Source organism: Bacillus sp. Root131 (assembly GCF_001429475.1).
GTDB lineage: Bacteria > Bacillota > Bacilli > Bacillales > Bacillaceae_G > Bacillus_A > Bacillus_A thuringiensis_S.
The window spans coordinates 186,264-211,934 of record NZ_LMJQ01000034.1 but is presented as its reverse complement, the minus strand read 5'-3'; the positions used below and the strand labels follow the sequence as shown (position 1 = coordinate 211,934).

Here is a 25,671-nt window from a genome sequence, read left to right as displayed (position 1 = left end):
ATCTAAAACAACATTAACAGTCAATAATTATTTATTGTTTAACAATAAATAATTATTGACTAAACTAATAACAAAAAGGTTTACGAAGCATCTTAAATCACTTCGCAAACCTTCTAAATCATAAATATTTACACTTCAAACCTCTTGCTTAATACAACATACATTGCGCAAAATAGCACGAATATCCCAGCATAAATTAATAAAACCTCTACACTAAACATATCCGACAATGGACCAAATATTATCATTCCTAAAGGAAGCGCGCATGAATTCGCAATTTGTACAAGGCTAAACATCCGCCCGTGCATCGATGGTTCTACTTTCTCCTGCAATAACACAGTAACTGGTGTATTGAAGCACGGCATTGTTATACCAATTAAAAAATTAAATACTAAATACATAGTAAATATCGGTGCTATTCCGAGTCCAATCATAAGCAGTCCATATAATGCACAAGCTAGCGCTGTTGTATGCATACGATTAGGAAAACCACCCCACGCCGCAATCAATACGCCACCAGCTGCCGCACCCGCACTAAAGGTCATCTCACTCGCAGTAAGTCTCCACATTTCGGCCCCGAAAGAACGAGTTACCATTAAAGGCGTTAAAAAAGCAGCTGGACTTATTAAAATCATGACGATAATCAATAAAAGGATTAGCCTTTTAATAAATACATTTTCTTTTAAATAAGAGAACCCTTCTTTAATTCCTTGTAGATTAGATTTTTGCTTACTCTCTACATTCACATGTCCTTCGACCTGAATAACAAACATAATACTAATTCCAAACATGGCTGTAATAACATCAATAAAAAATGTTGTTTCAATGCTGGCAATAGAAAGAATCGCAGCACTTGCTGCTGGAGAAAGAAACATAATTAAAGATGTAATACTGCTATTTATTCCATTTACTTTCATAAGATACTCTTTCGGAACGATTTGCGGAATTAATGCATTCACAGCTGGCGTTTGTACTCCTGTTCCAGCTGAACGAATGAGTAACACAATAAAAAGTAACCAAATACTTTTATATCCTGTTAAAAATAAACTTGCTAAAACTAACGTCGCAATCGCTATAACCCCATCCGATAACATAATCATCTTTTTACGGTCATAACGATCAATCCAAACACCTGCAAACAAAGATATCGCAATTTGTGGTAGAAAACCGCAAACAGTTGAAATAGTCAACATCACTCCTGATGATGTTGTAAGGGTGATATACCATATAATCGCGTATTGCACGAGAGAGGAACCGAACAACGAAATAGTTTGAGCGGTCAAAAATAATATAATTTTCGTTTTCCAATTGTTTTCACTCATATGTTTCACACCCCCTTAACTAATCCTGTCTCTATATCAAAGATGCTATCTGCCCAATCAAGATAAAAACTTGCTTCGTGAGATACGAGTATAATGCTGCCCTTAAACTGAATTAGCGCCTTTTGCAAAGCTTCCTTCGCTTCTGCATCTAAATGATTTGTCGGCTCATCTAAAATTAAGAATTTACAAGGTGATAGTAATAATCCGCACAGTTTCACCTTCGATTGTTCACCACCACTTAACGTCCGAATTTCTTGCGAAACGTGCGTATCCTTCACACCACACGCAGCTAAATGATGGCGTATTTCCTTCATATTCAGTTTAGGAAACTGTTCTGAAATAATTTGAAGCGGCGTTAAAGAATCATTGCTCCAATTTAAATCTTGCTCATAATATCCAATCTTTATTTGCTCTGAAAAGTGAAACTCTCCAGAAATGCTAGCAATATTTCCAACGATTGTTTTTAATAAAGTAGATTTCCCTACTCCATTGAAACCTGTAATAACAAGTTTTTGCCCACCCATTACTGAAAAATTTAACTTTGGTAAGAGAGCGAAATCGTAACCAACTTCAAGGTTATTTACTTCAAGAACTGTCTGAACTGAAATGGGAAGTTCCTGAAAATGAATAGACGGTTTATGAGTAAAACTTGGTGGCGCAATTCTTTCCATACGCTCCAATTGTTTTCTACGACCTTGCGCTATTTTTGAATTCACCCCAGCAATATTTCTACGAATATACTCTTCCGTTTTTTCAATTTTCTTTCGCTGTGCATAATATTGGCGAATATAATCTTTTCGCAAATGCTCCTTTTGTCTTACAAAATCTGAGTATTTTCCGTAATACTTCTTAACCGTTCCGAACTCTACATCACATATGCAAGAAGTTACCTTTTCCAGAAAATCAAAATCATGTGATACGACAATAAACGCTCCTTCAAAATTCATTAAATAATTAGCAAGCCACTCCACATGCTCCTTATCGAGAAAATTCGTCGGTTCATCTAGTAATAAAATAGTAGGCTCTTCTAATAAAAGCTTTGCTAAAATTACCTTTGCACGCTGCCCTCCGCTTAATTCACCAATAACACGATCCATCCCAATCGCATCAATACCTAAACCGGCTGCCACCTTATTTATTACGCTGTCTACTGAATAAAAATCACGAGCCTCAAGCTGTTCTTGTATTTCAGCTGCTTTCAATAGTTGATTCTCATCTCCAGTCATCGCACTTTCTTCATATAACTTATTCATTCTCTTTTCCATTTCAAACAAATCATAAAAGGCTCGCTTTGCATATTGTGAAATAGTATAGCTCCCATCAATTTCTGCATATTGATCAAGATGTCCAATTTGAATATTAGGTTGCCACTTAATGCTCCCCTTATCAGAAATAATTTCCCCCACCAATATTTTCATTAATGTGCTTTTCCCTGCACCATTCTGTCCAACAATTCCCATATGCTCGCCTTTATGCAAATCAAAAGAAGCATTTTCGTATAATACTTTATCAATAAAACTATGTGATAAACTTTCAACTTTAAGTAAACTCATTTTTATTCCTCTTTTCCTGAAATTAAAAAAAGCAGAGAGATAGCGTCATTCGACACTAGCCCTCTGCTTCGTGGTTTTTCCTATACTACTCCAATTTACAGTAAATACTCATCGGAATAATATACACAAAGGGCCATAGACAAAGCATTGTCTATGGCCCCTTAATCTATTTTATACATCAACTGAAAAACCATAACCAAATAAGCATAGATAAACTATACTTTTTTAGAAAAGTTATTCAGTCGATGAATATAGGGATTTATGCCCCTTGATTAAGCTCCGTACAACGCTTCACCGTATACATTTGTGCGGAGCAAAGTTTTCTAATGAGTTTTACAAATTTTATATAAAGCATGTTCTGCACCTTCCTTAATACTTAAAAGGGATTTTAGCATACAGTTTTACGAAGCGTCAACATTACCTCCAAATCATTCAACTACTTATTTTTAAAATATTCCTTCTGAAACATACACATTCTTATCGCATTATGATAGTTACCATCAACGAAAAACTCGTCTAAAAGCTCGCCTTCCACTATAAATCCAACCTTTTTATACACATGGACTGCTTTCTCATTTTCTTTATCCACAACTAAATAAATCTTATGCATATTTAATACAGAAAAAGCGTAATCCATCGCTAAACGCGTCGCCTCTGCTGCATAACCATATCCTTGATAATTTGGATCAATAATAATTTGGAATTCTGTTCTACGATGAATATAATCGATTTCTACTAACTCAACTAATCCAACCATCTCATTGTCTTTCTCAACGATAAATCGGCGTTCGCTTTGATCATGTATATGTTTATCGTATAAGTCTTGCAGCTCCACAAATGCCTCATACGGCTCTTCAAACCAATACGACATAATATGGGCATTATTATTCAGTTCGTGTACAAACTTTAAATCTTCTCGTTCTAATGGACGTAACTTCAATTCCTGATTCATTCCTATAACCTCCAAGTAAAAGAAACCTCTTCACTTAATTTCTCAATTTTTTTCGATTTCAAACGCCCTAATTTCATTGTAAACTTTCAAGCAACTTGAAGGTCAAGATGTAAAAACTAATGTAAAAATATTATGCCGAAATTTATAACTAATTAATAAAGAATGTAGGTATTTACAGTAACTTAACGAAAAAAGAACAGTCTTTTTGCTTTCCAAAAAGCTCATTAAGATAAAATAAAATTATAAATATATCATCGTTAAAAATTAAGAAAAGGAGCTGAATCTATGAGAATACAATATAGAAAATATGCGTTATCTGTAATCTCATTAGCCTTATTTACTCTTATTGGTTGTACTAATAATGAGCAAAAAAACGATAAAAACGAGACATATACTTTTGAGGCTTCCAAAAAACGTGGTGATATTATTGAGAAAAACGATGAAGTTTATAACATAGAGAAATTAGATACTTTCGTAAAAAACTATAATTCAAATAAAGACGATTCAGTTAGAATTACTAAATTTAATAACAAGAACGAGCCTATTATTATTGATTTAACTGTAAAAAAAGAAAAGGAATCTACCTCCGTCTATTATGATGTCGACTACACAAAAACAAATGAGAAACATAATGAAAACCAAGAGATACAATATTCGAATACTACATGTCAAAAGATAAAGAAAGATATTGAAGACAACAAAGTAACTTATAAATTAGAATGTCCTGACACTATTCATTTGATTACAGCCCCAAAATCATAGGGTGGAAAATTCCACATAAAAAAGTAGTGCAAACTTACGTCTGCACTACTACTCTTTTCTCAAATCTCTCATATTCGATATGTATAAAGCAATAACTAAAACAAGAATTGCTCCTGCGTATAATAACGTCTCCATCGGTTCCTCATGAGACACAATAATCAACCGAATTAAAGCCGTAATTCCGATATAAATAAAATAACGTAACGGGAAATGATAATTCGATTTAAAATACTTAATAATTAATGCAATGAACTCGAAGTATAAGAAATAGACGATGATACTTTCAACCAATTTATAAGACGTATACTCTTTTGACGAAAAAATATACTGCACAAACGTGATCGTCTCATTCACTAAGAAAATCGATAACACAATGGATAATATAATTAAAGCTATATTTAATATCCATTGCAAAATACTAGCTATAACATGATCGATATTAAACGACTTCATTTTATCTTTAAACTCCCCTTCGTATAAGTACTTATTTATTATAGCAAAATTACGATTGGAAAGAAGTTAAATCATATATTCGTCCTTTGTTGTTGCCAGTATAGGCCAGATTTAGTGTGTGGAGAATTCTGTTTACAACCATACCTGACGAAACATGGAGAAACTCTTTCAAATTACCGTTCGTACATGTCGTACTAATGAGCAATGCATAATCTCGTATAGCACCCTCATGTGCCACTTTTGAAAAATCTTTACAACTTGTACAACGCCACCCCTTCTTAACTTTAACCATTGGAATAACTAAGCATTTCTCACATTGTACTCCATTTAGCAACTCCTCTTTTTCTATTTTATATTGCTCAAGTATATTTTGTTGAAGTGGAGAATGCTCCGCTATTATTTGATGAATGAGCCTATCTACATTATCTATAACTTTTTTCTTATATTTACTTTCAAACCACTTTATTTTATGAGGTAGATTTGCACTATGAATAATTGTATGAAGAAGATTGTGATCTGAAGATTTTATAATGGTACGGGGCGAGCTAATAACAACGAGGGACTCGATTGGAAGACTAGAAGAAAATCCATGTAAGCTTAACCATTTTTTAAGTTGTATTTCCTGCCTTTTTATTTGTAAAACAGGGTCTGGAAATCCCTCTGAATTTCCTTCTGTTATTCGGATAAGTTGATTAAACTTTGTATCAAATATTAATGTACCTGCTATATTTTTTATCTCAAGAAACAGAAGAAACTTTGTGGAAATGATAATAGTATCAATTTGAAAGTATTGATCATGATTAGATAAGCGAACATCATGTAAAACACTGTACTCTTTCTCAGAAATAAAACTAAGTGGATAATCAATCGCTTGCTCCCCTTTATACCCCGCCATGTGTTTTGCCAAGTTTTCTCCAATTATATTTCGTTTCGGATGATATACAGGTAACCTTCTAAGAAGCGCTTCTAACTGTCTTATATAAATCGGTATTTTTCTTTCTTTCACAATCACCTCAAACACCCCTTTACAAATATATCAACGATTTTTTCAATATATCTATCACAACTAGCAATATATCAACGATTTTTCCAATATATCTATCATAACTCACAATATATCAACGATTTTTCTAATATATCGATCGGTCGACAATATCCGACACTACCTCACTTCAATCACTCACAGCATATCCTAGAAAAACATCTTCAGCAAAAACTTAAAATCGCATTTCCTCATAAAAAAAACCATAACCCGATCCTCCAGCAAAGTTATGGTTTTTATCCTACAACGCCACTCTACCTATAACTTTGCCGTGAATTCCACAAAATCCATTTGTGCCTATACCAACTTTCACCTTTTTCACAATGAAACTATATACGTTAAAATCGTTTCATAACGCTATTACTTCCGCATACCTACACTTTATATAATAACGGTACAGTTCAAACAACGTACTGTACAAATATATGTGGGGGGATTAACTATGAACGAAGCGTTACTATTAGTCGACATACAAAATGATTACTTTGAAGGTGGCAATATGGAATTACATCAACCTGAAAAAGCCGCACAAAAAGCGAAAGAAGTTTTGAGAGTATTTCGCGAAAAGCATAAAACAGTTATTCACGTACAACATATTGCGAACAACGAAGGGGCTACTTTCTTCTTACCCGATACAGTAGGTGTTCAAATTTATGATGATGTACAACCGATTGCTAACGAAAGAGTCATTCAAAAACATCATCCTAACAGTTTTTTAAGAACAAATTTATTAGAAACATTAAAGACAGAAAAAATAGATCAACTAGTCATTTGCGGTATGATGACTCATGTATATATTGATGCAACAGTACGCGCTGCCAGTGACTTCGGATTTCAATGTATTGTAATTGAAGATGCTTGTACAACAAAAGATTTAGAATTTCAAGGAAATCTAATCCCCGCAGTACACGCTCATCAATCGTTCATGAGTGCATTAGAGTTTGGTGATATTTATGCAACAGTCATGTCAGCAAACTGTTTTATAAACAAGAGCAAATAAAAAATTACAGTTCAAAAAAAAGAAAGGATAAGTATCTTATTCTTTCTTTTTTTCCATTGTCTTAATGACAGTATTTATACGATAATCACCATAATGTAAAACATCTGCAAGAGTCTCTTCTAATTGCTGATGCGAAGATGTGTGAAGAGTCATGACATAGCACCCATCACCGCTTATACGATACATTTCAGTAATTACGTCCGTTTTTTCAAAAAATTTTTGAATTTGATTATGATAGTGCGGTGCATGCAAAAATAGTGTAACAAAGGTCATAATAGATCCTTCTAGCTTAGCCCTATCGATATTTATCGTATATTTTTGAATGACACCTGCCTCTTCTAATTTATGAATTCGTTTCCCGACAGCCTGACCAGTCAAATGTACTATCTCCCCAATTTCCTTCCAGTTCATTCTAGCGTTTTCTTGTAGTAATTGTATAATCTTAAAATCTGTTGAATCAAACATGGACATCCCCTTCCTATACGAAACGAATTCTATAAAATCTTCATTTCCCCTACAGTTTAGCTCGAAAATTTTGCAATACAATCGATTGGCTCCATTAGGAATTACATTATTGTTAGCGACTTTCCTTCTTCATTACAATGTATTTGTTGGATTACTCGTAGGCACTACAACAAGCTAGCGATTTTTTATAAATATGAACATTTTTTAGGAATTAGTTTATCTTTTTTTAATGTTTTATTTAGAGGCAGTTTATAGTCGGGTATTAACATAAGAAACGTAGCAACTAAGTTCATATATGACGCACTGCTACTATAATCGCAAACCGTACTACTTAAAATCATAAAATAAGGAGACGATAAAACATGAACAAAAAAACAAAAGCACTATCATCCGTACTGCTCGGATTCACATTAGCATTAACAGGGTGTGCTGGTACTAAAGCTGAAGAAAATCATAGTAAACAAAAACAAGAACAAGTTGCTAAAGAAACAAAAAAGGAAAATAAATTAACTAAAGGGCAAAAAATGGCTAATATTCTTAGCAAGACAAATTGGCAAGGTACACGAGTGTATGACAAAGATAAGAATGACTTAACAAAAGAGAATGCAAACTTCATTGGTCTTGCAAAATATGATGCGAAGTCAGGCAGATATGAATTTTTTGATGCTAAAACAGGTGCAAGTCGTGGCGATAAAGGAACTTTCTTTGTCACAAATGATGGGAAGAAGAGAATATTAATTTCAGAATCAATGAAGTATCAAGCTGTCGTTGACATGACAAAACTAAATAAAAATGTATTTACTTATAAACGAATGGGGAAAGACGCTAACGGTAAAGATGTAGAAGTTTTCGTTGAACATGTTCCATATAAAGAAAAAGAACTTTCTTTCACTGATCCGGACAAGCAGCTGAACACGACTACAGGAGATATTGTTAAAAATGTTGATGGAGATAAAATTTTAGGCGGTACCCTTTGGCACGGAACAAAGATATTAGACGAAGCTGGTAACGATGTAACACAATTTAATTCGAATTTTATAAGTCTAGCAAAATTTGATGACAAATCTAATAAATATGAGTTCTTCAATAGCGAAACAGGTCAAAGCCGCGGTGATTATGGCTACTTCGATGTTGTACATGAAAATAAAATAAGAGCCCATGTTTCAATTGGAAATAATAAATATGGTGCTGCTCTTGAACTTACTGAACTAAATAAGAATAAATTTACGTATAAAAGAACTGGTAAAGACCAAGCTGGTAAGGATATAACTATATTCGTTGAACATGAACCTTATAAAGGGGATATGAAACCACAATTTAGCTTTTAAAAACGTTTAATTAAAGATCCTGTACTGAGTTGCAAGATCTTCCTTAAGACAAAATCATTTATGATTCTCTTGAAAGAAATCGTCTCATATCCCCCCTCAACACTTCAGCTTAATTGTTGAATATAACAACTTTAAAAAGCCTTACTACACATAAATTGTAGTAAGGCTCTGACTATTTAAGATAAACATTAAACGACTTCATTATCTCTATACAAATAAAGTTTAGCAAATAACGTTACTATCTCCTCCAAAGAAAAGAAACCTTATTTCAACTTTCCTATTGATAAGTTAACACGATAGTTCCCGTATTTTAATAGTCGTCCTAGAAAGTTATCTAAGTCTTCGTTGGAAGCAAAATGTGTTTTTAATAAATAACACCCCTCACCACTTATACGGTGTACTTCAGAAATCCCTTCTTCTCCTTGAAAGAAATTCATAAACTCTTGGTGATTAGCTGTTGTTACGAACAAAGTAACAAATGCAGTCACTACTTGTCCTAATTTGATTCGGTTTATTGCAATTGTATACTGTTCAATAATCCCTAAATCCTCTAATCTTCGAATTCGATTTCCTACAGCTTGCCCCGTCATATGTATTTTTTGGCCAAGTTCTTTCCATTGTATTCTTGAGTTTTCTCCTAATAATTTCAGTATCTCAAAATCTGTTTGATCAATGATATAAACCAATCCTTTCACCGTGAAAGTAGAAAGCCCGAAAGTGTTTCGCCAACTTATTCTGCTTATCGATACAATTCACTATACTTAGTTTATCCTCTTACATCACATTATTTATCAGCTATATTTACTTATAACACAGAGGACACAACAAAAAAATACATCTAGATTTAAAGGAGGTTACAAATATGTTATTACAAGAAATTCTATCGTTCAATGAACATTTTGTAGAAAATAAGGAATACGCTCCTCGTGAAGCGACAAAAATGCCTAAAAAACGTATGGTTGTTGTTTCTTGCATGGATGCTCGTTTAATTGAGCTACTTCCAAAAGCTTTAGATATACACGATGGTGATGCAAAGGTTATCAGAAATGCAGGTGGTAAAATTGCTTCTGCTTTCGATAGTGTTATGCAAAGTGTTGTAGCATCAGTATACGATTTAAATGCAGATGAAATCTTCCTTATTGGACACCATAGATGTGGCGCGAGCCAAACGAATCCAAAAGGAACACTTCAAAAAATATTAGATCGCGGAGTAGCTTCATCAGAAATTTTATCAGCGATTGAATATGCTGGTATTGACCTTGAAAAATGGTTATTCGGATTCGATGATGTTTGCGACTCAACGCAAGCTAATGTTGATTTAGTAAGAAATCATCCACTTATCCCAAAAGATGTTCCTGTACATGGTTTAGTTATTGACCCTCACACAGGTAAATTAGATGTAGTGGTTGATGGATATAAAGCGTTAAATAGTAAAACAAAATAATAATTATCACGTATATGAAGGGAAGTTATGAGATATGAAAAAACAAGTATTAGATATGAATAGACAAGAAGCTACGCAAAAAATTTTAGCGGCAAAAATTGAAAAAGGGTTAACTTGGGAAGAAATTGCAAAAGTAAGTGAACACTCTGAGACTTGGGTTGTAACAGCGTTATTAGGACAAGCTACAATGACACGTCCAGAAGCAGAAAAAATTGGTAAACTATTAAAATTAGATGAAGAAGTAGTTCAATCATTAACAGTAGTTCCACTTCGCGGCCAAGTGATGGAAATGCCTCCTACGGACCCGATTGCATATCGTTTATATGAAATGATGTTACAATATGCACCAACTATTAGAGAGTTAATCTTAGAAAAAGCGGGCGAAGGTGTAATGAGTGCGATTAACTTCAACCTAGGTGTGGATACACAAGAAGATCCAAAAGGTGGCGATCCTCGTATCGTGATTACACTTAATGGGAAATTCTTACCATTCCGTACATGGTAATTAATTAAAAATCTATCTATATAATTAAAATAATTTTATAGATTTAATAAATCTATCCTTTTTAATCTAACTGTGTAGAAAGGATGGATTTTTACTATGAGATTCTTTTTCGGCAAAGGAGAATAATATGAATAAAAAACACTTTGATACGAGTTTTAGTATTCTACAATGGTTTGTGTTTCTATTAGCAAATGCAATTGCGTTACCTATCATTATTGGTGGCATATTCCATTTACCAATAGAGGATGTCTCAACATTAATGCAGCGAACTTTTTTAGTCGTGGGAGTAAGTTCGTTTCTACAAGCGTGGTTTGGGCATCGTTACCCCATTGCGGACGGGCCAGCCGGTTCATGGGTAAGTATATTTGTCATATTGGGACAAGTCGCTATGCATCAGGGACAAAGTGCAAAAGACGTATTGCAACTTTTAGAAGGCGGATTAATTATTGCAGGTATATTACTCTTCTTTCTTGGTATAACAGGGCTTGTTCATCGAATCTTACGCTTATTTACACCCTTGGTTACAGGAACCTTTCTTTTAATATTATCTCTTCAGCTTAGTGGTGTGTTACTAAAAGGAATGATAGGATTACAAGGATCTGCAACCCATCCTGACTATACAACAGCTACTATTGCTCTCTTTGTTTTTGCCCTTATTACTTTCTTATCAATTAAAGGGAAAGGATGGATGAAAAGTTACGCTGTGTTACTTGGAATTTCATGTGGTTGGCTTTTGTATGCAGTATTAGGAAAATCATCTCATATCCCTTCGCATACAACGCTAGTTAAGTTACCAGAGATATTTGCTTGGGGCACACCTAGATTCGATATTGGAATGACTCTAACTGCAACTTTATTTACATTTCTTTTAGTTGCAAATACAATCGCTGCTATTTCGGCTGTAAAACAAGTGGCTCCATTATCTAAAGAAAATGAAAAGCAAACACTGAACCGTGGTGTATGGGTCGGAGGTATATCACATATTATCTCGTCGTTGTTCTCTACAATTGGAATTGTACCATTACCTGCATCAGCAGGATTTATCCAACTAACAGGACAAAGAAAAGTGAAGTCATTCCTTATAGCAAGTCTTATATTAGCAGGAATTTCTTTTATTCCTTCAATTGTAAACTTTATATCCTTGCTACCAGGACCTATTGCTAATGCTGCACTTTTAGCTACATTTGTCCAAGTAATAGGCATTTCATTTCAATCCATTTTACGTGAAGATTTAAATCAACGCCGATTAACTATATTAGGAATTTCATTATTAATCAGTTTGGGAATATTGTTTCTTCCAGAAAGTGCATTTAGCGGAGTTCCTTCTTCCTTACAATATGTTTTAAGTAATGGCTTACTTGTGGGTACCATGCTTGTCATTCTATTAGAACAATTTTGGAAAGAGTAAAAAGCGCCCTACTTATAGGGCGCTTTTTTTATAACTAATGACTAATACTAGCAGTTGGATATAATGTTGTTCCTCCAATTGAAACTTTTATTTCATTTGTTAATGGAACGTTTTGTTCATTAATAATTGTTCTCCACCATTCCCATGCAAGACCTGTACATTCTCTTGCTACAATTTTTATATTTTTTGAGTTCGGTGGAAGAGGGATAACTGTAGAGTAATGAGCCGTTTTGTCTTTTCCGCTACCATCCCATGTTTTATGTGTTAGTACTTCGTTACCCTTTTGGTCAAATGTGAATTCATCCCAAGATACATCAAATTGAGCAACGTAAGCACCGTAATGATCAAGTGTCATTTTAGCACTTGAATATTCTGTAGTTTTCGTCTCAATATAATCTGTATTGTTATGAACAGCGGCAGTTGCATTATCTTTTAAGAAAGTGCTTGTATATGAAATTGGATATGCTGGATTTTTAAGACTTAATTCAGCATTATCTTTAATGATATTTCGGATTTCATTGAAATCTTTAGTAACAACCTTGTTATGCTCTTTCGCATCTCCGCCTAATACTACAGCAGTAAAGGTACTTTCTTCAAAAATATCTTTATACTGTCCACTCGTTTCGACGCTGTTATTCTTAAGTAAGGCTTTAAAAGCAGCTTGTACATCTTTACTCTTAGATGTTGTTTCTAATTTTACATAAACGGTTCTACCATAAGCTACATTTGAAACCATAACAGGTGGAGCCGAATTACTTACACCTTTACGAGTTAACTCGTCAAAAGTAACACTATTATCAAAAAGATCGGATGGATTGTTAGGTAGTTCAGCACTTACCGTATAAAATATTTGCTTATATGCCGCTACCATCACTTTCTTCTCTCCATTTGCAACCGCATTAAAATCAATGTTTAGAGTGTTATCAAGATATTTAGCGTTAACATTAAGAGCACTTGCGATTTGTGATTTACTATAAACCATAGATTCTGTATACTGCATTCTTGCAGGTAACGTATGTGTTGTAGAATACTTTTCATTCCAAGTAGATACTAAATCGTCTACTGCTCCAGCTACATTACCATATGTCGGATTTTGAACAGTGATTGTATTTTCTTTTCTCATGCCAGGTAAGTCTATACTAATATTCAAAGGCTTTCTCTTAGCCACTAATAAACTCGGTTGATTGTCTGCAAAAGCTTTATTTGCAAGTTGTACAGCTCCTGGATACGTGCGATTCACTACAGAATCAATAATTGAAATATCGACCGGTGACGTTGTAAGTGATTTTTTCTCGCGTTCCACTACTACAAATTTACCATTTGAATTGATACTTTCTTTCGGAACAAAACTCTCTACTTTATCACCATTTACAGCTAAAACCTCTTGATTATTATATTTAAGATTTGCTATACCAGTATCAATGCCACTAGCATTTTTAGTTACATCAGTTACATTACTTGCTTGTGTTTCTGCGAAGGAAATAGATGAATAATTAATAGTGCATAAACTAACTAATAAACATGCAAGGAACTTTCTTCTTTTAGTGTTTTTCTTAATATTCAGAAAAATCACCCCGTTCTTTTTTTAGTAAAATATGATAATGATTGATAAATGATAGCTAATTAATAAACTTACATAAATGCTTTTAAAAGTTCTTGAATTAACGGGATTACGCCACCTACAAATTTTAAAACTGCCATTGCGATTTCCATATTATTTCCTCCTTTTTCTTGCTACGATAATGTGGTTTATCTTTATGCCCTCATTATAGTGACACCTTACACTTTTATCAATACACTCTGATATGCAATATTACATATCAAAAACAAACTGAATTCTTTTAAAAAGTTATACAGAGATATTTTTTTCGTTTGGTACATACTTGAAAAGGTGAAGCATTCTTTTGCATTTTATGAGTAATCACATAAAAAAAGTTGCTGCCTATAAAATACAGACAGCAACTTCAACTAGAGTGTCTTGCATAATCTACGCAAGACATTTTATAACTAATAAACTGCTATTGGCCCATAAGGACCATTAATAATTTCTATTTTTGTTTCAAAAATATCTGTCAAAAGTGTTGGATCCATAACCTCTTCTACTGTTCCAAAAGCAGCAATTTGTCCATCTTTCATAGCACAAATTTTATCAGAGTATTTAGCCGCAAAATTTATGTCATGCATGACAGTCAAAATTGTTCGTCCAAATTCATTAGCTGCACGTCTCAAATGCTCCATCATTTGAACAGAACGAGCAACATCAAGGTTGTTCAAAGGTTCGTCCAAAAGTACATATTCCGTCTCTTGGCACAATACCATCGCTACATATGCCCTTTGTCTTTGACCACCAGAAAGCTCATCTAAATATCTATTCTCTAAACTAGTTAAATCTAAGAAATCAATATATTTAGAAATGATAACCTCATCTTCTTTAGTCAATCTTCCCTTTGAATAAGGAAAGCGCCCAAATCCAACTAATTGTCTAACAGTAAGCCTAGTTACAAAATGATTTTCTTGTCGCAATATAGTCAAAATTTTTGCTAAGTCTTTTGATTTGGATTCAGAAACATCCATATTTGCTACCTGAATTTGACCTTCATCCATATCTAAAAGTCTTCCAATCATCAAAAGTGTCGTAGACTTTCCAGCGCCATTTGGTCCAATTAAAGAAGTAAAGCCTGCTTTTGGTATTTCAATATCCAAAGGTCCTATCTTCACCTTATCAGTATAGAACTTTTTAACATTATCAATTTTTATCATAAAGCCCTCTTCCTTAAAACTATAGTTAAGAATATGATTCCACCAAATAATTCAATAATAACTGAAACTACACCTTGAGCATGGAATACATGATACATTAAAAAGTATGCACTCGTCATTATTAAAAATCCTATAGCAAAAGCCATCGGAAAAATGTATCTATGATCATAAGTTGACGCTGCCTGATAACTCAAAGTTGCTACTAAAAAGCCGTAGAAAGTAAGTGGTCCAATTAGAGCTGTTGAAATAGACATCAAAATAGCTACTAATACAAGCGTATAAATTACACTAGGTTGATATTTAACACCAAAAGAAGTAGCAACATCTTTTCCTAGTGACAAAACATTCAAATTCTTAGAATGAGCCAAAATTAATACTGCTACAATTATGATCATAGGAATTACAATAGGAAAATATGCAGGATCTGCATGATTAACAGAACCAAATAATCTTGCTTGTAAAATATCAAATTCTGAAGGCGCAAGTAGTTTTCTCATGAAAGTTGACACTGAATTTAGCCCGGTACCAATAATAATTCCAACTAAAAGCATAAGTTGTAAATTCCCGTATTTACCGGAAAGTAACCATCCATAAAGTATCAAACTCATGAAGACCATAACAACAACTTGGAATAAAAATGATCCAATTCCATTAAAATTTATTAATGCACTAGCACCAAAGAAGAATATTGTACTCGTTTGAATTGCTGAATAAAGTGATTCGAAACCTAAAAGCGATGGAGTAATAATTTTATTATTCGTAATAGATTGGAAAGCAACTGTCGACAAGCTATGGCAAACTGCAGCGATAATCATTGCAACAATAGCTACTATCCTTCTCTTAACGACTGGGATAAAAGAAGGTGAATCTATCGGAACTGGATTGTTATAAACTAAAAGTCCATATGAAGAAAGAAGACCTAAAGCAATCAATGTAATCAGTAAAATCCAATAACGTCTTGCTTCCTTCTTAGACCGAAAAGCGCTAGCTGATCTACTTTCATTATGAAGGCTAGAATCGATTTCGACATTTTCTTTTTTTCTATATTCTAATGTGATCATCGTAGCCTCCTTGGTTTTCTTTGTCTCAATAAAATAGTAATAAACACGACTGCTCCCACTGTTGCAAGTATTAAAGAAACAGGTAATTCAAAAGGCTGTATAATTGTTCGAGAAATGATGTCACAGGCAGTTATTGACCCCATTCCGATCACACAAACCCAAGGTAAATTACTCCTAAGATCATCACCTCTAAACATTGAAACGATATTTGGCACAATTAATCCTAAGAAAGGTAAGTGTCCAATAACAGCTGCAACAATTCCAACTGCAACAGATATAAGAGCAGTCCCAAAAAGAACAATTCTATTGTAATTAACTCCAAGGCTTGTTGCGACATCTTCTCCTAGTCCAGCTAAAGTCAATCTATTAGCATACATAAAAATAAGAAAAGTAATGATAACAATCAGCCATAAATATTCATATCTTCCTACCTGAACGTTCGCAAATGAACCTACGAACCAAGTTTCAATACTTTGCGTCTTTTGAAAAAGGAGTCCCAAAAAAGTAGACACTGCAGAAATAACTGCTCCAAGCATCAATCCAATAATCGGGACAATTAAAGACGAACGAAGCTTAACTCTTCTTAAAAATAGAAAAAAAATCATAGTTCCTATAAAAGAAAAAATGATTGCACCAGTCATTCTTTGAACTAAAGTTGGGGCAGGAAATAGTAAATACACAAAAAGCAGGCCTAAGCCTGACCATTCAATAGTCCCTGTTGTAGTAGGTTCAACAAAGCGATTCTGTGTAATGAGTTGCATTACGAGCCCTGCCATCGCCATTGCAGCTCCAGTAAGCATTAATGCAACTGTTCTTGGAACACGAGTGATGAAAAACATCTCCATTCCGTCCTCTTGTCCACGTATATCATAAACTCCAGTAAACAGTGATATAATCCCTAAAATTAGAACAACTATAATCGCTATTATAAAAGGTTTTGTCCATAATTTATTGTGATTATAAAACTGGGGTTGAGAAATATTCTCAACCCTAGAAATTATATTTTTTGACACTGCTTCGTACTCCTTTACACTACTTAGCTAAAGTTTTTGAAATATTTCCAAATAACTCTATATAAGTTTGAATTGATTCATTTGTGTAAGTATCTTCTGGTGCATAAATAACCTGGTTTTTAGAAACAGCAGTTGTGTTTTGAAGAGCAGGTGATTTAGAAATAACATCCTTAGCTGGAGCTGAAGTGGCTGCATCAGATGTTGCAGCATCACGATCTAATACGAAAATCCAATCAGGATTTGTTTGTGCAATAGCTTCAACAGAAACGTCGTCACCTTTATGACCTGCAGTAGAATTTGAAACTTCTAATGCTGGAGTCCAACCGAAAATTTCATACATTGGTCCCCAAACACGACCAGAGTGCGGCGCAGCAAAACCGATATTCCCACCAGTAACGATAACACTCATAACTTTATCTTTTCCGTTATAAGCAGATTTTGCGTTTTCAATAGATTTATCAAAATCAGCTACTAATTTTTTAGCTTCTTTATCTTTATCAAAGATTTTCCCTAAAGTAACTGTAGAATCTTTAAGTCCTTTTACTAAGTTTTCGCCAGGCTTAGTAGCCTTCTCAGATACATCAACATTAAGATCAATAACAGCTGCATTTGGTACTAATTTTTTGATTTCTTCGTAATGACCAGCAAATCTTTGACCAACGATTACAAGTTCAGGATTTGCAGCTGCAATAATTTCAAGATTTGGTTCACGGTGATTTCCAATGTTTTGAACTGAATCATCCTTTTTATATGCTGAATCTGCAGGCATGATATCCTTTGGAGCAGCCGCTAATTTAATTCCCCAATCAGATAAAGTTTCAAAAGTTCTGTTATCCAAAGCAACTACATTCTTTGGGTTTACAGGGACTTTAACAGTTCCATGAGCATCAGTGATTTCAACCGTTTTTGTCTTATCACTACCATTATCTTTATTAGCTTTTGACTCTTTAGTATCATTACTTGGATTTGAGCAAGCTACTAACATTAAAGTAAAAATTGCTAGAATACTCACTAATTTTAAAAGCATAGATTTTTTCATATGTATACTCCTTATAGTGTAATTTATTTCGAAAATGATGACATCCATAGATTGAATTAGAAATTAATTTTTATTCAATTGAATCGCTATTGATAATCATTTTCATTTGAACATCCTGTTAATTAGTATAGTCATTAATTCTGTGAAAATCTTGTGAATGGTGTGAATTCATAAAATCAGGCACCAAAAGTAATATGTGAAGTCAGGCGTGTTGATTAATCATGATTTCCTCTACAAAACACGCTCATTAATAGCTAATATTTTTATAATCCATTTTTTTACGTCTTTTAATACTTCTAAGAAACTATTTGATTATTAGATTCAATAGAAAAAAGAGTAAAACTGAATGAAACAGTTTTACTTTTTTTTCTATTACCTTATTTTATCATTCAATCATTGAATAACCTCTACCATGTATCGTTTGAATATATCTGTCTTTCTTCTCGCACTTTAACTTTTTTCTTACATACCCAATATATAAATCTACTACATTTGGATTTACTACTACGTTATATCCCCAAACTTGATTCAAAAGCATTTCACGGCTTAATATTGTGTTTTTATTCTTGATTAAAAATACAAGTAAGTCGTACTCGCGCTTAGTAAGCGAGAGGTTTTCGCCACCTTTTTTCACAATATTGCTAGATGCATCAACAAAGAGATCTTTAAACTGAAAAAAATTCGTCTCATTTTGCTGGTTACAATCACTTCTCCTTAAAATAGCTTGAACCCTTGCTACTAATTCTTCTTTCACAAATGGTTTTCTTATATAATCATCTGCACCTGCTTGTAGCCCTGCCACGCAATCCTCGCTAGAAATATTGTCGGTCACAATAATTATCGGTGTCGTTTTAACAAGTCGTATTTGTCTGCAAATTTCCGGTCCCGATATACTTAATGAATCCCAATCCAATACGATAATATCCCAATCTTGTTCATATATTATATTTAAACCTTCGTTTTCATTGTGAAGTTTTAAAATGAAATAGCCTTCTTGCGTTAGACCGCTTACGATTTTCTTCGCTAAAGACCTTTCATTCTTAATTACTAACACCTGCCTCACCGATGGTTCACCTCTACTTCAATATAACTTATTTAGATAAAAAATTATCCCGAAAAAACAATTTAAGATTTATAAATTTAAGATTCCTAAATAATCCATTAAAACAGCTTATTAGGAGAACTCTATATAATCTTACAATAGGTATGGTTAAAAACACAAAACATATGAAGATTGTAATAAATTAAAATTTTAATACAAACTCACCAGTTGGGCGTTTACTAGCAGCTATAGTACCTCCCTACTTATCATCAATAACCATTTTTTTATTCTCTGTTTCAAGGATACCGTCCCATCAACTTCAGCATTCTATAAAACCACAAACAAAAAAACCATAACCTCGCCAACCTGGCAAAGTTATGGTTCATATCATACAAAATAAAAAAACCACCAAATATGTATTGGTGGAGACGGTGGGAGTCGAACCCACGTCCAAAAATATCGGCACTTAAGCTTCTACGAGTGTAGTCGATATATTAGCATTTCGCGAACTCTTCGGCCTATCGACAGGCTTCCAAGTTGCTAGTCTGATTGTTCTCTTCCTTCGCCCTCAGACGGCGAACTCCGGCGTAGTCCACTTAGTTTGAGTCCCTTACCCTACCACATGGACGATGGAGGGAGGAACCTTTAGTGCAATTAAGCAGCTAAAGAAAGATTGTTTTGTTTGCCAATTATAGGCTTTGACGTTTTAACGAGGCCGATCCCCTCGACTCGCAACCTAAGCTCGAACTATCCCTGTCGAATCCGTAACGTCCCCATGATAAAAATGGAGCATACGAAGAAAATATCGTGATAGCTACTAAGAGCTGTTTTTCAATGTGCAACAACCTTACATAAGTTATTATATCATACGCGCGCCGTTTTACAAATGTAAATATCTGTATTACATCTTTTGGCGATCACGGAACACGCGTGCAATTTCACGTTTCGCTTCTTTCTCTTTTAAATCGTGACGTTTATCATATTGTTTCTTACCTTTTGCTAAACCAAGTGCCATTTTTGCAAATCCATTTTTCAAATAGATTCTAAGTGGAACTAATGCGTAACCTGTTTCTTTTGCAGCGCCCGCTAGCTTATCAATTTCTTTTTTATGAAGAAGTAATTTTCTCGTGCGAAGCGGATCATGGTTGAAACGATTCCCTTGTTCGTACGTATTAATGTGCATATTATGAACCCATACTTCACCATTATGTACACGTGCAAACGCATCTTTCAAGTTTACGCGTCCAGCGCGAATTGACTTAATTTCCGTTCCTTGAAGGACAAGCCCTGCCTCGTATGTTTCTTCGATGAAATAATCATGAAATGCTTTTTTATTTTGTGCAATAACCTTACCTGTACCCTTTGGCATATAACGTCCCTCCTCTATTTTTACTATTGTAACAAATGTTAATAAAAAGCGAAAGTGGCTCGTTCAGAATGTGAGACGGATGGAGCTTCTGACCTTGAGGCGCTCTTTGCCTCTCGGGAAGAAGTGAAGCCGCCGAACATTCTAGCCACTGTAGCTGGATTCCATTAGAAAGCGAAAGTGGCTCGCTCTCAAGCCACTAATAAAAAAAGAAAAAGCCTCGCTTTTCATCAAAGCGAAGCCATCCTTTTCTTACTTACGCTTTTTCTTTTTCTTCTTGAATCCTGGTACGTTTTCGAAGAATCCTTTTTTCTTCTTGCCATTACCATCTTTTTTCCCTGGCTGACTAGCAGACGTGGATGCTGTTGCTGATGCGGATCCTCTTCCTGTGCTTTTACCTTTGCCACCACGGTCAAACTTTCTACCTGTGCCACGTTCACCGCCGCGCTCATTACTGCGCTCGCTACGTCCACCGCGTTTCTTTCTGCCTGTTCTTGGCTGCTCGATAACGACTGGACGATCTTTGAACTTACGACGAGGCGTACCTTTCATGCCAACGATTTCAAAGTCGATTGCACGCTCGTCTTTGTTTACGTTAATAACGCGAATTGTAATTTCATCACCGATGCGGAATACGTTTCCTGTACGTTCTCCGATCATAGCGAAATGTTGCTCGTCATAACGGTAGTAATCATCCGTTAAATAACTAACGTGTACAAGACCTTCAATTGTATTTGGAAGCTCTACGAATAAACCGAAGTTTGTTACAGAGCTAATCATACCGTCATACTCTTCACCGATCTTATCAACCATATACTCTGCTTTTTTCATCTCATCTGTTTCACGCTCTGCTTCAACAGCACGGCGTTCCATATTAGAAGAGTGCTCTGCAATCTCAGGTAATTTTTCACGCCATTTTGCTTGCGTTTCATTGTCGACTTTACCATTAATAATGTATTCACGAATTAATCTATGAACGATTGTATCTGGGTAACGACGAATTGGTGATGTGAAATGTGTGTAGAACTCAGTTGATAAACCGAAATGCCCTAAACTATCCGCATCGTAACGAGCTTGCTTCATAGAACGAAGCATAACCGTTGAAATAACTACTTCTTCAGGCTGTCCTTGAACCATTTCAAGAATTTGTTGCAGCGCACGAGGGTGTACTTCATTCGCACGTCCTTTTACCGCATATCCGAAGTTCGTTACAAACTCGAAGAAACGCTCAAGCTTATCTTCTTTCGGATCTTCATGGACACGGTACATAAACGGTACGTTCATCCAGTGGAAGTGCTCTGCTACTGTTTCATTCGCAACAAGCATAAATTCTTCAATTAACTTCTCTGATACAGAACGATCGCGCATAACAACATCAGTCGGTTTTCCTTCTTCATCTACTAATACTTTCGCTTCTTTAAAGTCAAAGTCAATTGCACCACGGCGCATACGTTTTTCACGTAGAATTTGTGCCAATTGACCCATCTCTTTAAACATCGGTACTAATGGCTCATAACGCTTAATTAACTCTTCGTCCTCATCTTCTAAAATGCTTCTTACGTCAGCATACGTCATACGTTCTGTCGTTTTAATCACACTTTGGAAAATCTCGTGTTTAACAACATCACCTAAGTTGTTGATTTCCATTTCACAAGATAATGTCAGACGGTCTACTTTCGGATTTAATGAGCAAATACCGTTAGATAGACGATGTGGAATCATCGGAATTACACGGTCAACAAGATACACACTCGTCGCTCTTTCCGCTGCTTCTACATCAATTGGAGAACCTTCTTGAACGTAATGACTTACATCCGCAATGTGAACGCCAAGCTTGTAGTTACCGTTCTCAAGCTTCGTTACTGTAACAGCATCATCTAAGTCTTTCGCGTCTGCACCATCAATCGTTACGATCATTTGATCACGTAAATCACGACGATCCTTTAAATCTTCTTCTGAAATCGTTTCTGGTACACTGTTTGCATGCTCCATCACTTCTTCAGGGAATGCTAAAGGTAAATGATGTTTATGAATGACAGATAAAATATCTACTCCTGGATCATTTTTATGACCTAGAATTTGAATAACTTCACCTTCTGCGCTTAAACGATTTTCTGGATAGCTCGTAATTTTCACAACTACTTTATGACCTTCTACAGCACCCATTGATGCACTTTTCAAGATAAAGATATCACTCGTCCAGCGCTTATTGTCAGGTATAACAAATCCAAAGTTTTTCGATTCTGTATATGTACCAACAAGTTCTTTCGTTCCACGCTCTAAAATGCGTACAATTGAACCTTCTTGACGTGAACCGCTCGATTGAGAACTAAGGCGTGCTAATACTGTATCGCCATGAAGTGCACCGTTTAATTCTGTAGGAGGGATGAAAAGGTCATCGTCTCCAGTTTTCTTCTCTTCTGGCACAACGAAAGCAAAGCCACGTGCATGTCCAATTAACTTACCTCGTACTAAATTCATCTTTTCAGGAAGACCGTATCGATTACTACGTGTACGAATAACAAGTCCCTTCTCTTCCATCATTACAAGTGCTTTTACAAAATCTTTAAAGCCCTCAGAACCTTCAATTCCAAATGCCTCTTCTAACTCTTGTATCGTTAGCGGTTTATACGCTTCTTCTCTCATAAATAATAACAACTTATCAATATGTTCTTGTGTGATTTCTTCCAAGCAAAAATACCTCCTTTAAAACCTTATATTATTTAGTGTATCCGAAAGATAGGGGATGTATAAAGTGAAACTTCAATACTCCTCTTATGATTTTTACAGTTTTCACAAAAAATTCCTTATGAAAAAAAGAGGCAACTAGATCTTACCAATCTAGTTGCTCCAAGAAGTTATATACATCCTCATGTAGCTCGTCACGTTGTTTATCAAGTGTAATGACATGCGTAGAGTCTTCATACCATTTAATGTCTTTTAACGTAGATTCTACACCGTTATAAATAATGTTAGCACTATCTGTATTAATCATTTCGTCATGACGTGCTTGTACAACAAATGTTGGTGCATAAATCATATCCACATTGTTACGTACGTCAGCAATTAATTGTTGTAATGCTTTTAATGTATTCATCGGTGTCTTTTGGAATTCCAGCATTTCTTGTTCGATTTGCTCTGGTGACTTTTGCTCACGCTTTTTATATTCGCGGGCATATGCCAATATACCTTGGTACATCGTTTCTTCGCTCTTAATATACATCGGTGCACACATTGGTACTACACCTAAAACCGGTACTGTATAACCTAATTTTAAAGAAAATACGCCGCCAAGTGACAATCCAACAACAGCAATTTTCTCAAAACCTTTATCTTTTAAAAGCTGATATGCCTCCGTTACATCTTGCCACCAATCTGTAGGGCCTGTATGAACAAGCTCTTCTGGTGGTACACCGTGCCCTTTATAAATTGGCGCATGACAAGTGTAGCCTTTCTTCTCTAAGAAACGCCCTAACATACGTACATCAGCTGAGTTCCCTGTGAATCCATGTAGTAATAAAACAGCGCGGTCTCCACCCTCAAATGTAAATGGTTTCGGAGATGCTAATTTCATCATGTACTTCTCCTCTTTCTCTTCTGTAATCTAGTCGTATTCTTTCTATATCTAGTGTACCATATTTATATTTCTATAATCTAATTAGAAACATCTTTCAAATGGCAAAACAAAAAAGAAGAACCATTAGTACATCTTACTAACGCTTCTTCTTTCAATTCTATAAGTTTAAGTACGTAACAGCAATTGTTAATACAAAGAACAATACAGCTAAAACAATTGTGATACGGTTTAATACTGCTTCAATTCCACGTGCTTTTTGCTTACCAAATAATTGCTCTGCACCGCCTGAAATTGCACCTGAAAGGCCTGAGCTATTACTAGACTGCATAAGTACCATAACAATCATTAAAATCGATACAGTAATAAGTAAAACGGATAATAACGTATGCACTTGGCGTACCTCCTACAAAGATTCAGTTATTGTAACTGTAGCATAAATCCTATAGAAAAGCGAGAGCTATAGAGTCGCTCCCGCTTTTCTTCCATTACATAAACATCATTGCAAATAACGGTCCAAGTAAACATGTCAAAATTGCTGTTAATGTCATTGTTACCGATCCAATAACACCTTCATGTTCGTTATTTTTCATCGCTCTCATAACGCCCATAATATGAGAAGCACATCCAAATCCGATACCTTTACCAACTGAGTTTGTAACACGGCTCCATTTTAATAAGAGAGGTCCTGTAATCGTTCCAGTAATACCTGCGATAACAACGAAAGCTGCTGTTAAGGAAGGTACACCACCAACTTGTTCAGAAACGCTCATCGCAACTGGCATTGTCACCGATTTTGGTAAAGACGATAAGATTAAGCTTTTATCTGTTCCCATAAGTGAAGCAATGGCAAAATCACTAGCGATTGCAACTGTTGTACCTACTAATACCCCGCCGGCAATCGGTACAACATACTTTTGCAGAACATGACGTTGTTTATAAAGAGGAATTGCAAATGCTACAACACCGGGTCCAAGTAGCTTTGCAATCCAGCCACCACCACTTTCCATATAATGTTGATATGGTATATCAAGCACGATAAATAGGAAAGCCATTAATCCTGTTGCTACAAGCATTGGAATGGTGAATGGTGTTGGAAATAATTTATAGATTTTTTTAGATAATTGATATAATAGCACCGTAAAAAGAACCCAACCGATTCCGATTAATATTTGGCTCATCGCGACTTTCTTTCCTTCCTATTCGCAAGATATTGTCCTGTATGTCCTGCGACAATAATAATTAAAAATGTACTCGCTACAACTGTAATGAAAAGAGAAATTCCTTTACTCATAAAAAAAGCACCGTAATTCATTAAGCCAAGCGTTGGCGGAATTAATAAAAACGGCATAATAGCAACGAGTGTTTCTGCTCCTAAATCGAACCATTTCACTGGAAGAACTTTTAGGCTAAGTAAAACAAGTAAGAGGAACATCCCAATCAAACTTCCTGGAATTGGAATATTTAGCATTTCTTGCACCCAAGTTCCAACCATATAAAACACGTAAAGAGCAGCAATTTGGACAAGAATCTTTGTAAATTTCATGTTCATCATCCCTCATGTTTATACGATCTTCTGTTA

The 25,671-nt window shown here is 35.0% G+C and carries 25 protein-coding genes and 1 other RNA gene; 6 read left to right on the top strand and 20 right to left on the bottom strand.

The genetic code is table 11. The features are described from left to right. Positions 1–128 precede the first annotated feature (128 nt). The 3 genes from ASE54_RS27980 to speG all read right to left on the bottom strand — a co-directional run bounded on the left by ASE54_RS27980 (position 129) and on the right by speG (position 3,827). The gene (locus tag ASE54_RS27980) at positions 129–1,322 is read right to left on the bottom strand and encodes an MFS transporter (protein ID WP_001293765.1); all 1,194 of its coding nucleotides are present in this window, start codon (positions 1,320–1,322) and stop codon (positions 129–131) included. A 5-nt stretch (positions 1,323–1,327) separates the two neighbouring features. Next, entirely contained in the window at positions 1,328–2,875 is a 1,548-nt protein-coding gene (locus ASE54_RS27975; protein WP_000054880.1) for an ABC-F family ATP-binding cassette domain-containing protein, read from the bottom strand. Between the two features lie 436 nt (positions 2,876–3,311). Next, positions 3,312–3,827 carry a spermidine N1-acetyltransferase gene (gene speG, locus ASE54_RS27970; RefSeq protein ID WP_001071085.1) on the bottom strand — a complete coding sequence of 172 codons (516 nt, stop codon included), beginning with the start codon at positions 3,825–3,827 and terminating at the stop codon, positions 3,312–3,314. 285 nt (positions 3,828–4,112) lie between these two features. Between speG and ASE54_RS27965 the strand changes: the two genes are divergently transcribed. Further along, entirely contained in the window at positions 4,113–4,589 is a 477-nt protein-coding gene (locus ASE54_RS27965; RefSeq protein WP_001222628.1) for a DUF4362 domain-containing protein, read from the top strand. A 48-nt stretch (positions 4,590–4,637) separates the two neighbouring features. Here ASE54_RS27965 and psiE read toward each other — a convergent pair whose 3' ends face one another. Together psiE and ASE54_RS27955 are read right to left on the bottom strand one after the other, a co-directional pair. Beyond that, entirely contained in the window at positions 4,638–5,042 is a 405-nt protein-coding gene (gene psiE / locus ASE54_RS27960) for a phosphate-starvation-inducible protein PsiE (RefSeq protein ID WP_000834707.1), read from the bottom strand. Positions 5,043–5,091: 49 nt separating this feature from the next. Next, positions 5,092–6,048 carry a nuclease-related domain-containing protein gene (locus tag ASE54_RS27955; RefSeq protein ID WP_003256686.1) on the bottom strand — a complete coding sequence of 319 codons (957 nt, stop codon included), beginning with the start codon at positions 6,046–6,048 and terminating at the stop codon, positions 5,092–5,094. Positions 6,049–6,526: 478 nt separating this feature from the next. On the opposite strand from ASE54_RS27955, the gene ASE54_RS27950 reads away from it, so the two are divergent. Beyond that, positions 6,527–7,084 carry a cysteine hydrolase family protein gene (locus ASE54_RS27950; RefSeq protein ID WP_001001095.1) on the top strand — a complete coding sequence of 186 codons (558 nt, stop codon included), beginning with the start codon at positions 6,527–6,529 and terminating at the stop codon, positions 7,082–7,084. 36 nt (positions 7,085–7,120) lie between these two features. On the opposite strand, the gene ASE54_RS27945 is transcribed toward ASE54_RS27950, so the two are convergent. Continuing rightward, on the bottom strand, positions 7,121–7,549 hold the full coding sequence (locus ASE54_RS27945; protein WP_000460471.1) for an Lrp/AsnC family transcriptional regulator: 429 nt from the start codon (positions 7,547–7,549) through the stop codon (positions 7,121–7,123). Positions 7,550–7,911: 362 nt separating this feature from the next. Here ASE54_RS27945 and ASE54_RS27940 point away from each other — a divergent pair, with 362 nt between their 5' ends. Beyond that, the gene (locus ASE54_RS27940; RefSeq protein ID WP_001036625.1) at positions 7,912–8,877 is read left to right on the top strand and encodes a DUF4822 domain-containing protein; all 966 of its coding nucleotides are present in this window, start codon (positions 7,912–7,914) and stop codon (positions 8,875–8,877) included. A 263-nt stretch (positions 8,878–9,140) separates the two neighbouring features. Here the strand turns inward: ASE54_RS27940 and ASE54_RS27935 are convergent, their stop codons facing one another. Beyond that, positions 9,141–9,572, bottom strand: a complete 432-nt coding sequence (locus tag ASE54_RS27935) for an Lrp/AsnC family transcriptional regulator (protein WP_002008929.1) — start codon at positions 9,570–9,572, stop codon at positions 9,141–9,143. Between the two features lie 167 nt (positions 9,573–9,739). On the opposite strand from ASE54_RS27935, the gene ASE54_RS27930 reads away from it, so the two are divergent. The 3 genes from ASE54_RS27930 (at position 9,740) to ASE54_RS27920 (ending at position 12,234) form a co-directional block, all read left to right on the top strand. Next, entirely contained in the window at positions 9,740–10,321 is a 582-nt protein-coding gene (locus tag ASE54_RS27930) for a carbonic anhydrase (protein ID WP_000926482.1), read from the top strand. A 55-nt stretch (positions 10,322–10,376) separates the two neighbouring features. Beyond that, positions 10,377–10,826 (top strand): cyanase, encoded by a 450-nt coding sequence (cynS, locus tag ASE54_RS27925; protein ID WP_033669095.1) that lies wholly within the window; start codon positions 10,377–10,379, stop codon positions 10,824–10,826. Positions 10,827–10,953: 127 nt separating this feature from the next. Further along, positions 10,954–12,234, top strand: coding sequence for a purine/pyrimidine permease (locus ASE54_RS27920; protein ID WP_001034722.1), 1,281 nt, complete (start codon positions 10,954–10,956; stop codon positions 12,232–12,234). Between the two features lie 34 nt (positions 12,235–12,268). On the opposite strand, the gene alo is transcribed toward ASE54_RS27920, so the two are convergent. From alo to ASE54_RS27860, 13 genes are all read right to left on the bottom strand, one after another. Beyond that, complete coding sequence (gene alo / locus ASE54_RS27915; protein ID WP_000576736.1) at positions 12,269–13,807, bottom strand: anthrolysin O/cereolysin O family cholesterol-dependent cytolysin Alo; 1,539 nt, start codon at positions 13,805–13,807, stop codon at positions 12,269–12,271. Between the two features lie 434 nt (positions 13,808–14,241). Next, positions 14,242–14,994 carry an ATP-binding cassette domain-containing protein gene (locus ASE54_RS27910; RefSeq protein ID WP_000590056.1) on the bottom strand — a complete coding sequence of 251 codons (753 nt, stop codon included), beginning with the start codon at positions 14,992–14,994 and terminating at the stop codon, positions 14,242–14,244. Beyond that, complete coding sequence (locus ASE54_RS27905; protein WP_000631243.1) at positions 14,991–16,055, bottom strand: iron chelate uptake ABC transporter family permease subunit; 1,065 nt, start codon at positions 16,053–16,055, stop codon at positions 14,991–14,993. Before ASE54_RS27905 ends, ASE54_RS27910 begins: the two co-directional genes overlap by 4 nt. Further along, positions 16,052–17,068 carry an iron chelate uptake ABC transporter family permease subunit gene (locus ASE54_RS27900; protein ID WP_000041823.1) on the bottom strand — a complete coding sequence of 339 codons (1,017 nt, stop codon included), beginning with the start codon at positions 17,066–17,068 and terminating at the stop codon, positions 16,052–16,054. Before ASE54_RS27900 ends, ASE54_RS27905 begins: the two co-directional genes overlap by 4 nt. 19 nt (positions 17,069–17,087) lie before the next feature. Further along, the gene (locus ASE54_RS27895) at positions 17,088–18,107 is read right to left on the bottom strand and encodes a siderophore ABC transporter substrate-binding protein (protein WP_000749440.1); all 1,020 of its coding nucleotides are present in this window, start codon (positions 18,105–18,107) and stop codon (positions 17,088–17,090) included. Between the two features lie 385 nt (positions 18,108–18,492). Beyond that, positions 18,493–19,170 carry a response regulator transcription factor gene (locus ASE54_RS27890; protein WP_001250260.1) on the bottom strand — a complete coding sequence of 226 codons (678 nt, stop codon included), beginning with the start codon at positions 19,168–19,170 and terminating at the stop codon, positions 18,493–18,495. 399 nt (positions 19,171–19,569) lie between these two features. Next, positions 19,570–19,924, bottom strand: a transfer-messenger RNA (tmRNA) gene (gene ssrA / locus ASE54_RS35340). Between the two features lie 126 nt (positions 19,925–20,050). After that, on the bottom strand, positions 20,051–20,518 hold the full coding sequence (smpB, locus tag ASE54_RS27885; protein WP_001123920.1) for an SsrA-binding protein: 468 nt from the start codon (positions 20,516–20,518) through the stop codon (positions 20,051–20,053). A 249-nt stretch (positions 20,519–20,767) separates the two neighbouring features. After that, positions 20,768–23,206, bottom strand: coding sequence for a ribonuclease R (gene rnr, locus ASE54_RS27880; protein WP_000391343.1), 2,439 nt, complete (start codon positions 23,204–23,206; stop codon positions 20,768–20,770). 142 nt (positions 23,207–23,348) lie between these two features. Continuing rightward, positions 23,349–24,089: a carboxylesterase gene (gene estA, locus ASE54_RS27875; protein ID WP_000761986.1), complete on the bottom strand. Its 741-nt coding sequence runs from the start codon at positions 24,087–24,089 to the stop codon at positions 23,349–23,351. A gap of 160 nt (positions 24,090–24,249) precedes the next feature. Beyond that, positions 24,250–24,483, bottom strand: coding sequence for a preprotein translocase subunit SecG (secG, locus tag ASE54_RS27870; RefSeq protein ID WP_000557266.1), 234 nt, complete (start codon positions 24,481–24,483; stop codon positions 24,250–24,252). 94 nt (positions 24,484–24,577) lie between these two features. After that, positions 24,578–25,270: an LrgB family protein gene (locus tag ASE54_RS27865; protein ID WP_000078304.1), complete on the bottom strand. Its 693-nt coding sequence runs from the start codon at positions 25,268–25,270 to the stop codon at positions 24,578–24,580. Then, positions 25,267–25,635 (bottom strand): CidA/LrgA family holin-like protein, encoded by a 369-nt coding sequence (locus tag ASE54_RS27860; protein WP_000673223.1) that lies wholly within the window; start codon positions 25,633–25,635, stop codon positions 25,267–25,269. Before ASE54_RS27860 ends, ASE54_RS27865 begins: the two co-directional genes overlap by 4 nt. Positions 25,636–25,671: the final 36 nt, after the last annotated feature.

Bases quoted from the DNA above. Each gene is read 5' to 3' on its own strand.
- ASE54_RS27980 (WP_001293765.1), bottom strand. From the start codon at position 1,322: ATGAGTGAAAACAATTGGAAAACGAAAATTATATTATTTTTGACCGCT.
- ASE54_RS27975 (WP_000054880.1), bottom strand. From the start codon at position 2,875: ATGAGTTTACTTAAAGTTGAAAGTTTATCACATAGTTTTATTGATAAA.
- speG (WP_001071085.1), bottom strand. From the start codon at position 3,827: ATGAATCAGGAATTGAAGTTACGTCCATTAGAACGAGAAGATTTAAAG.
- ASE54_RS27965 (WP_001222628.1), top strand. From the start codon at position 4,113: ATGAGAATACAATATAGAAAATATGCGTTATCTGTAATCTCATTAGCC.
- psiE (WP_000834707.1), bottom strand. From the start codon at position 5,042: ATGAAGTCGTTTAATATCGATCATGTTATAGCTAGTATTTTGCAATGG.
- ASE54_RS27950 (WP_001001095.1), top strand. From the start codon at position 6,527: ATGAACGAAGCGTTACTATTAGTCGACATACAAAATGATTACTTTGAA.
- ASE54_RS27945 (WP_000460471.1), bottom strand. From the start codon at position 7,549: ATGTTTGATTCAACAGATTTTAAGATTATACAATTACTACAAGAAAAC.
- ASE54_RS27940 (WP_001036625.1), top strand. From the start codon at position 7,912: ATGAACAAAAAAACAAAAGCACTATCATCCGTACTGCTCGGATTCACA.
- ASE54_RS27930 (WP_000926482.1), top strand. From the start codon at position 9,740: ATGTTATTACAAGAAATTCTATCGTTCAATGAACATTTTGTAGAAAAT.
- cynS (WP_033669095.1), top strand. From the start codon at position 10,377: ATGAATAGACAAGAAGCTACGCAAAAAATTTTAGCGGCAAAAATTGAA.
- ASE54_RS27920 (WP_001034722.1), top strand. From the start codon at position 10,954: ATGAATAAAAAACACTTTGATACGAGTTTTAGTATTCTACAATGGTTT.
- ASE54_RS27910 (WP_000590056.1), bottom strand. From the start codon at position 14,994: ATGATAAAAATTGATAATGTTAAAAAGTTCTATACTGATAAGGTGAAG.
- ASE54_RS27905 (WP_000631243.1), bottom strand. From the start codon at position 16,055: ATGATCACATTAGAATATAGAAAAAAAGAAAATGTCGAAATCGATTCT.
- ASE54_RS27895 (WP_000749440.1), bottom strand. From the start codon at position 18,107: ATGAAAAAATCTATGCTTTTAAAATTAGTGAGTATTCTAGCAATTTTT.
- smpB (WP_001123920.1), bottom strand. From the start codon at position 20,518: ATGCCAAAGGGTACAGGTAAGGTTATTGCACAAAATAAAAAAGCATTT.
- estA (WP_000761986.1), bottom strand. From the start codon at position 24,089: ATGAAATTAGCATCTCCGAAACCATTTACATTTGAGGGTGGAGACCGC.
- ASE54_RS27865 (WP_000078304.1), bottom strand. From the start codon at position 25,270: ATGAGCCAAATATTAATCGGAATCGGTTGGGTTCTTTTTACGGTGCTA.
- ASE54_RS27860 (WP_000673223.1), bottom strand. From the start codon at position 25,635: ATGAAATTTACAAAGATTCTTGTCCAAATTGCTGCTCTTTACGTGTTT.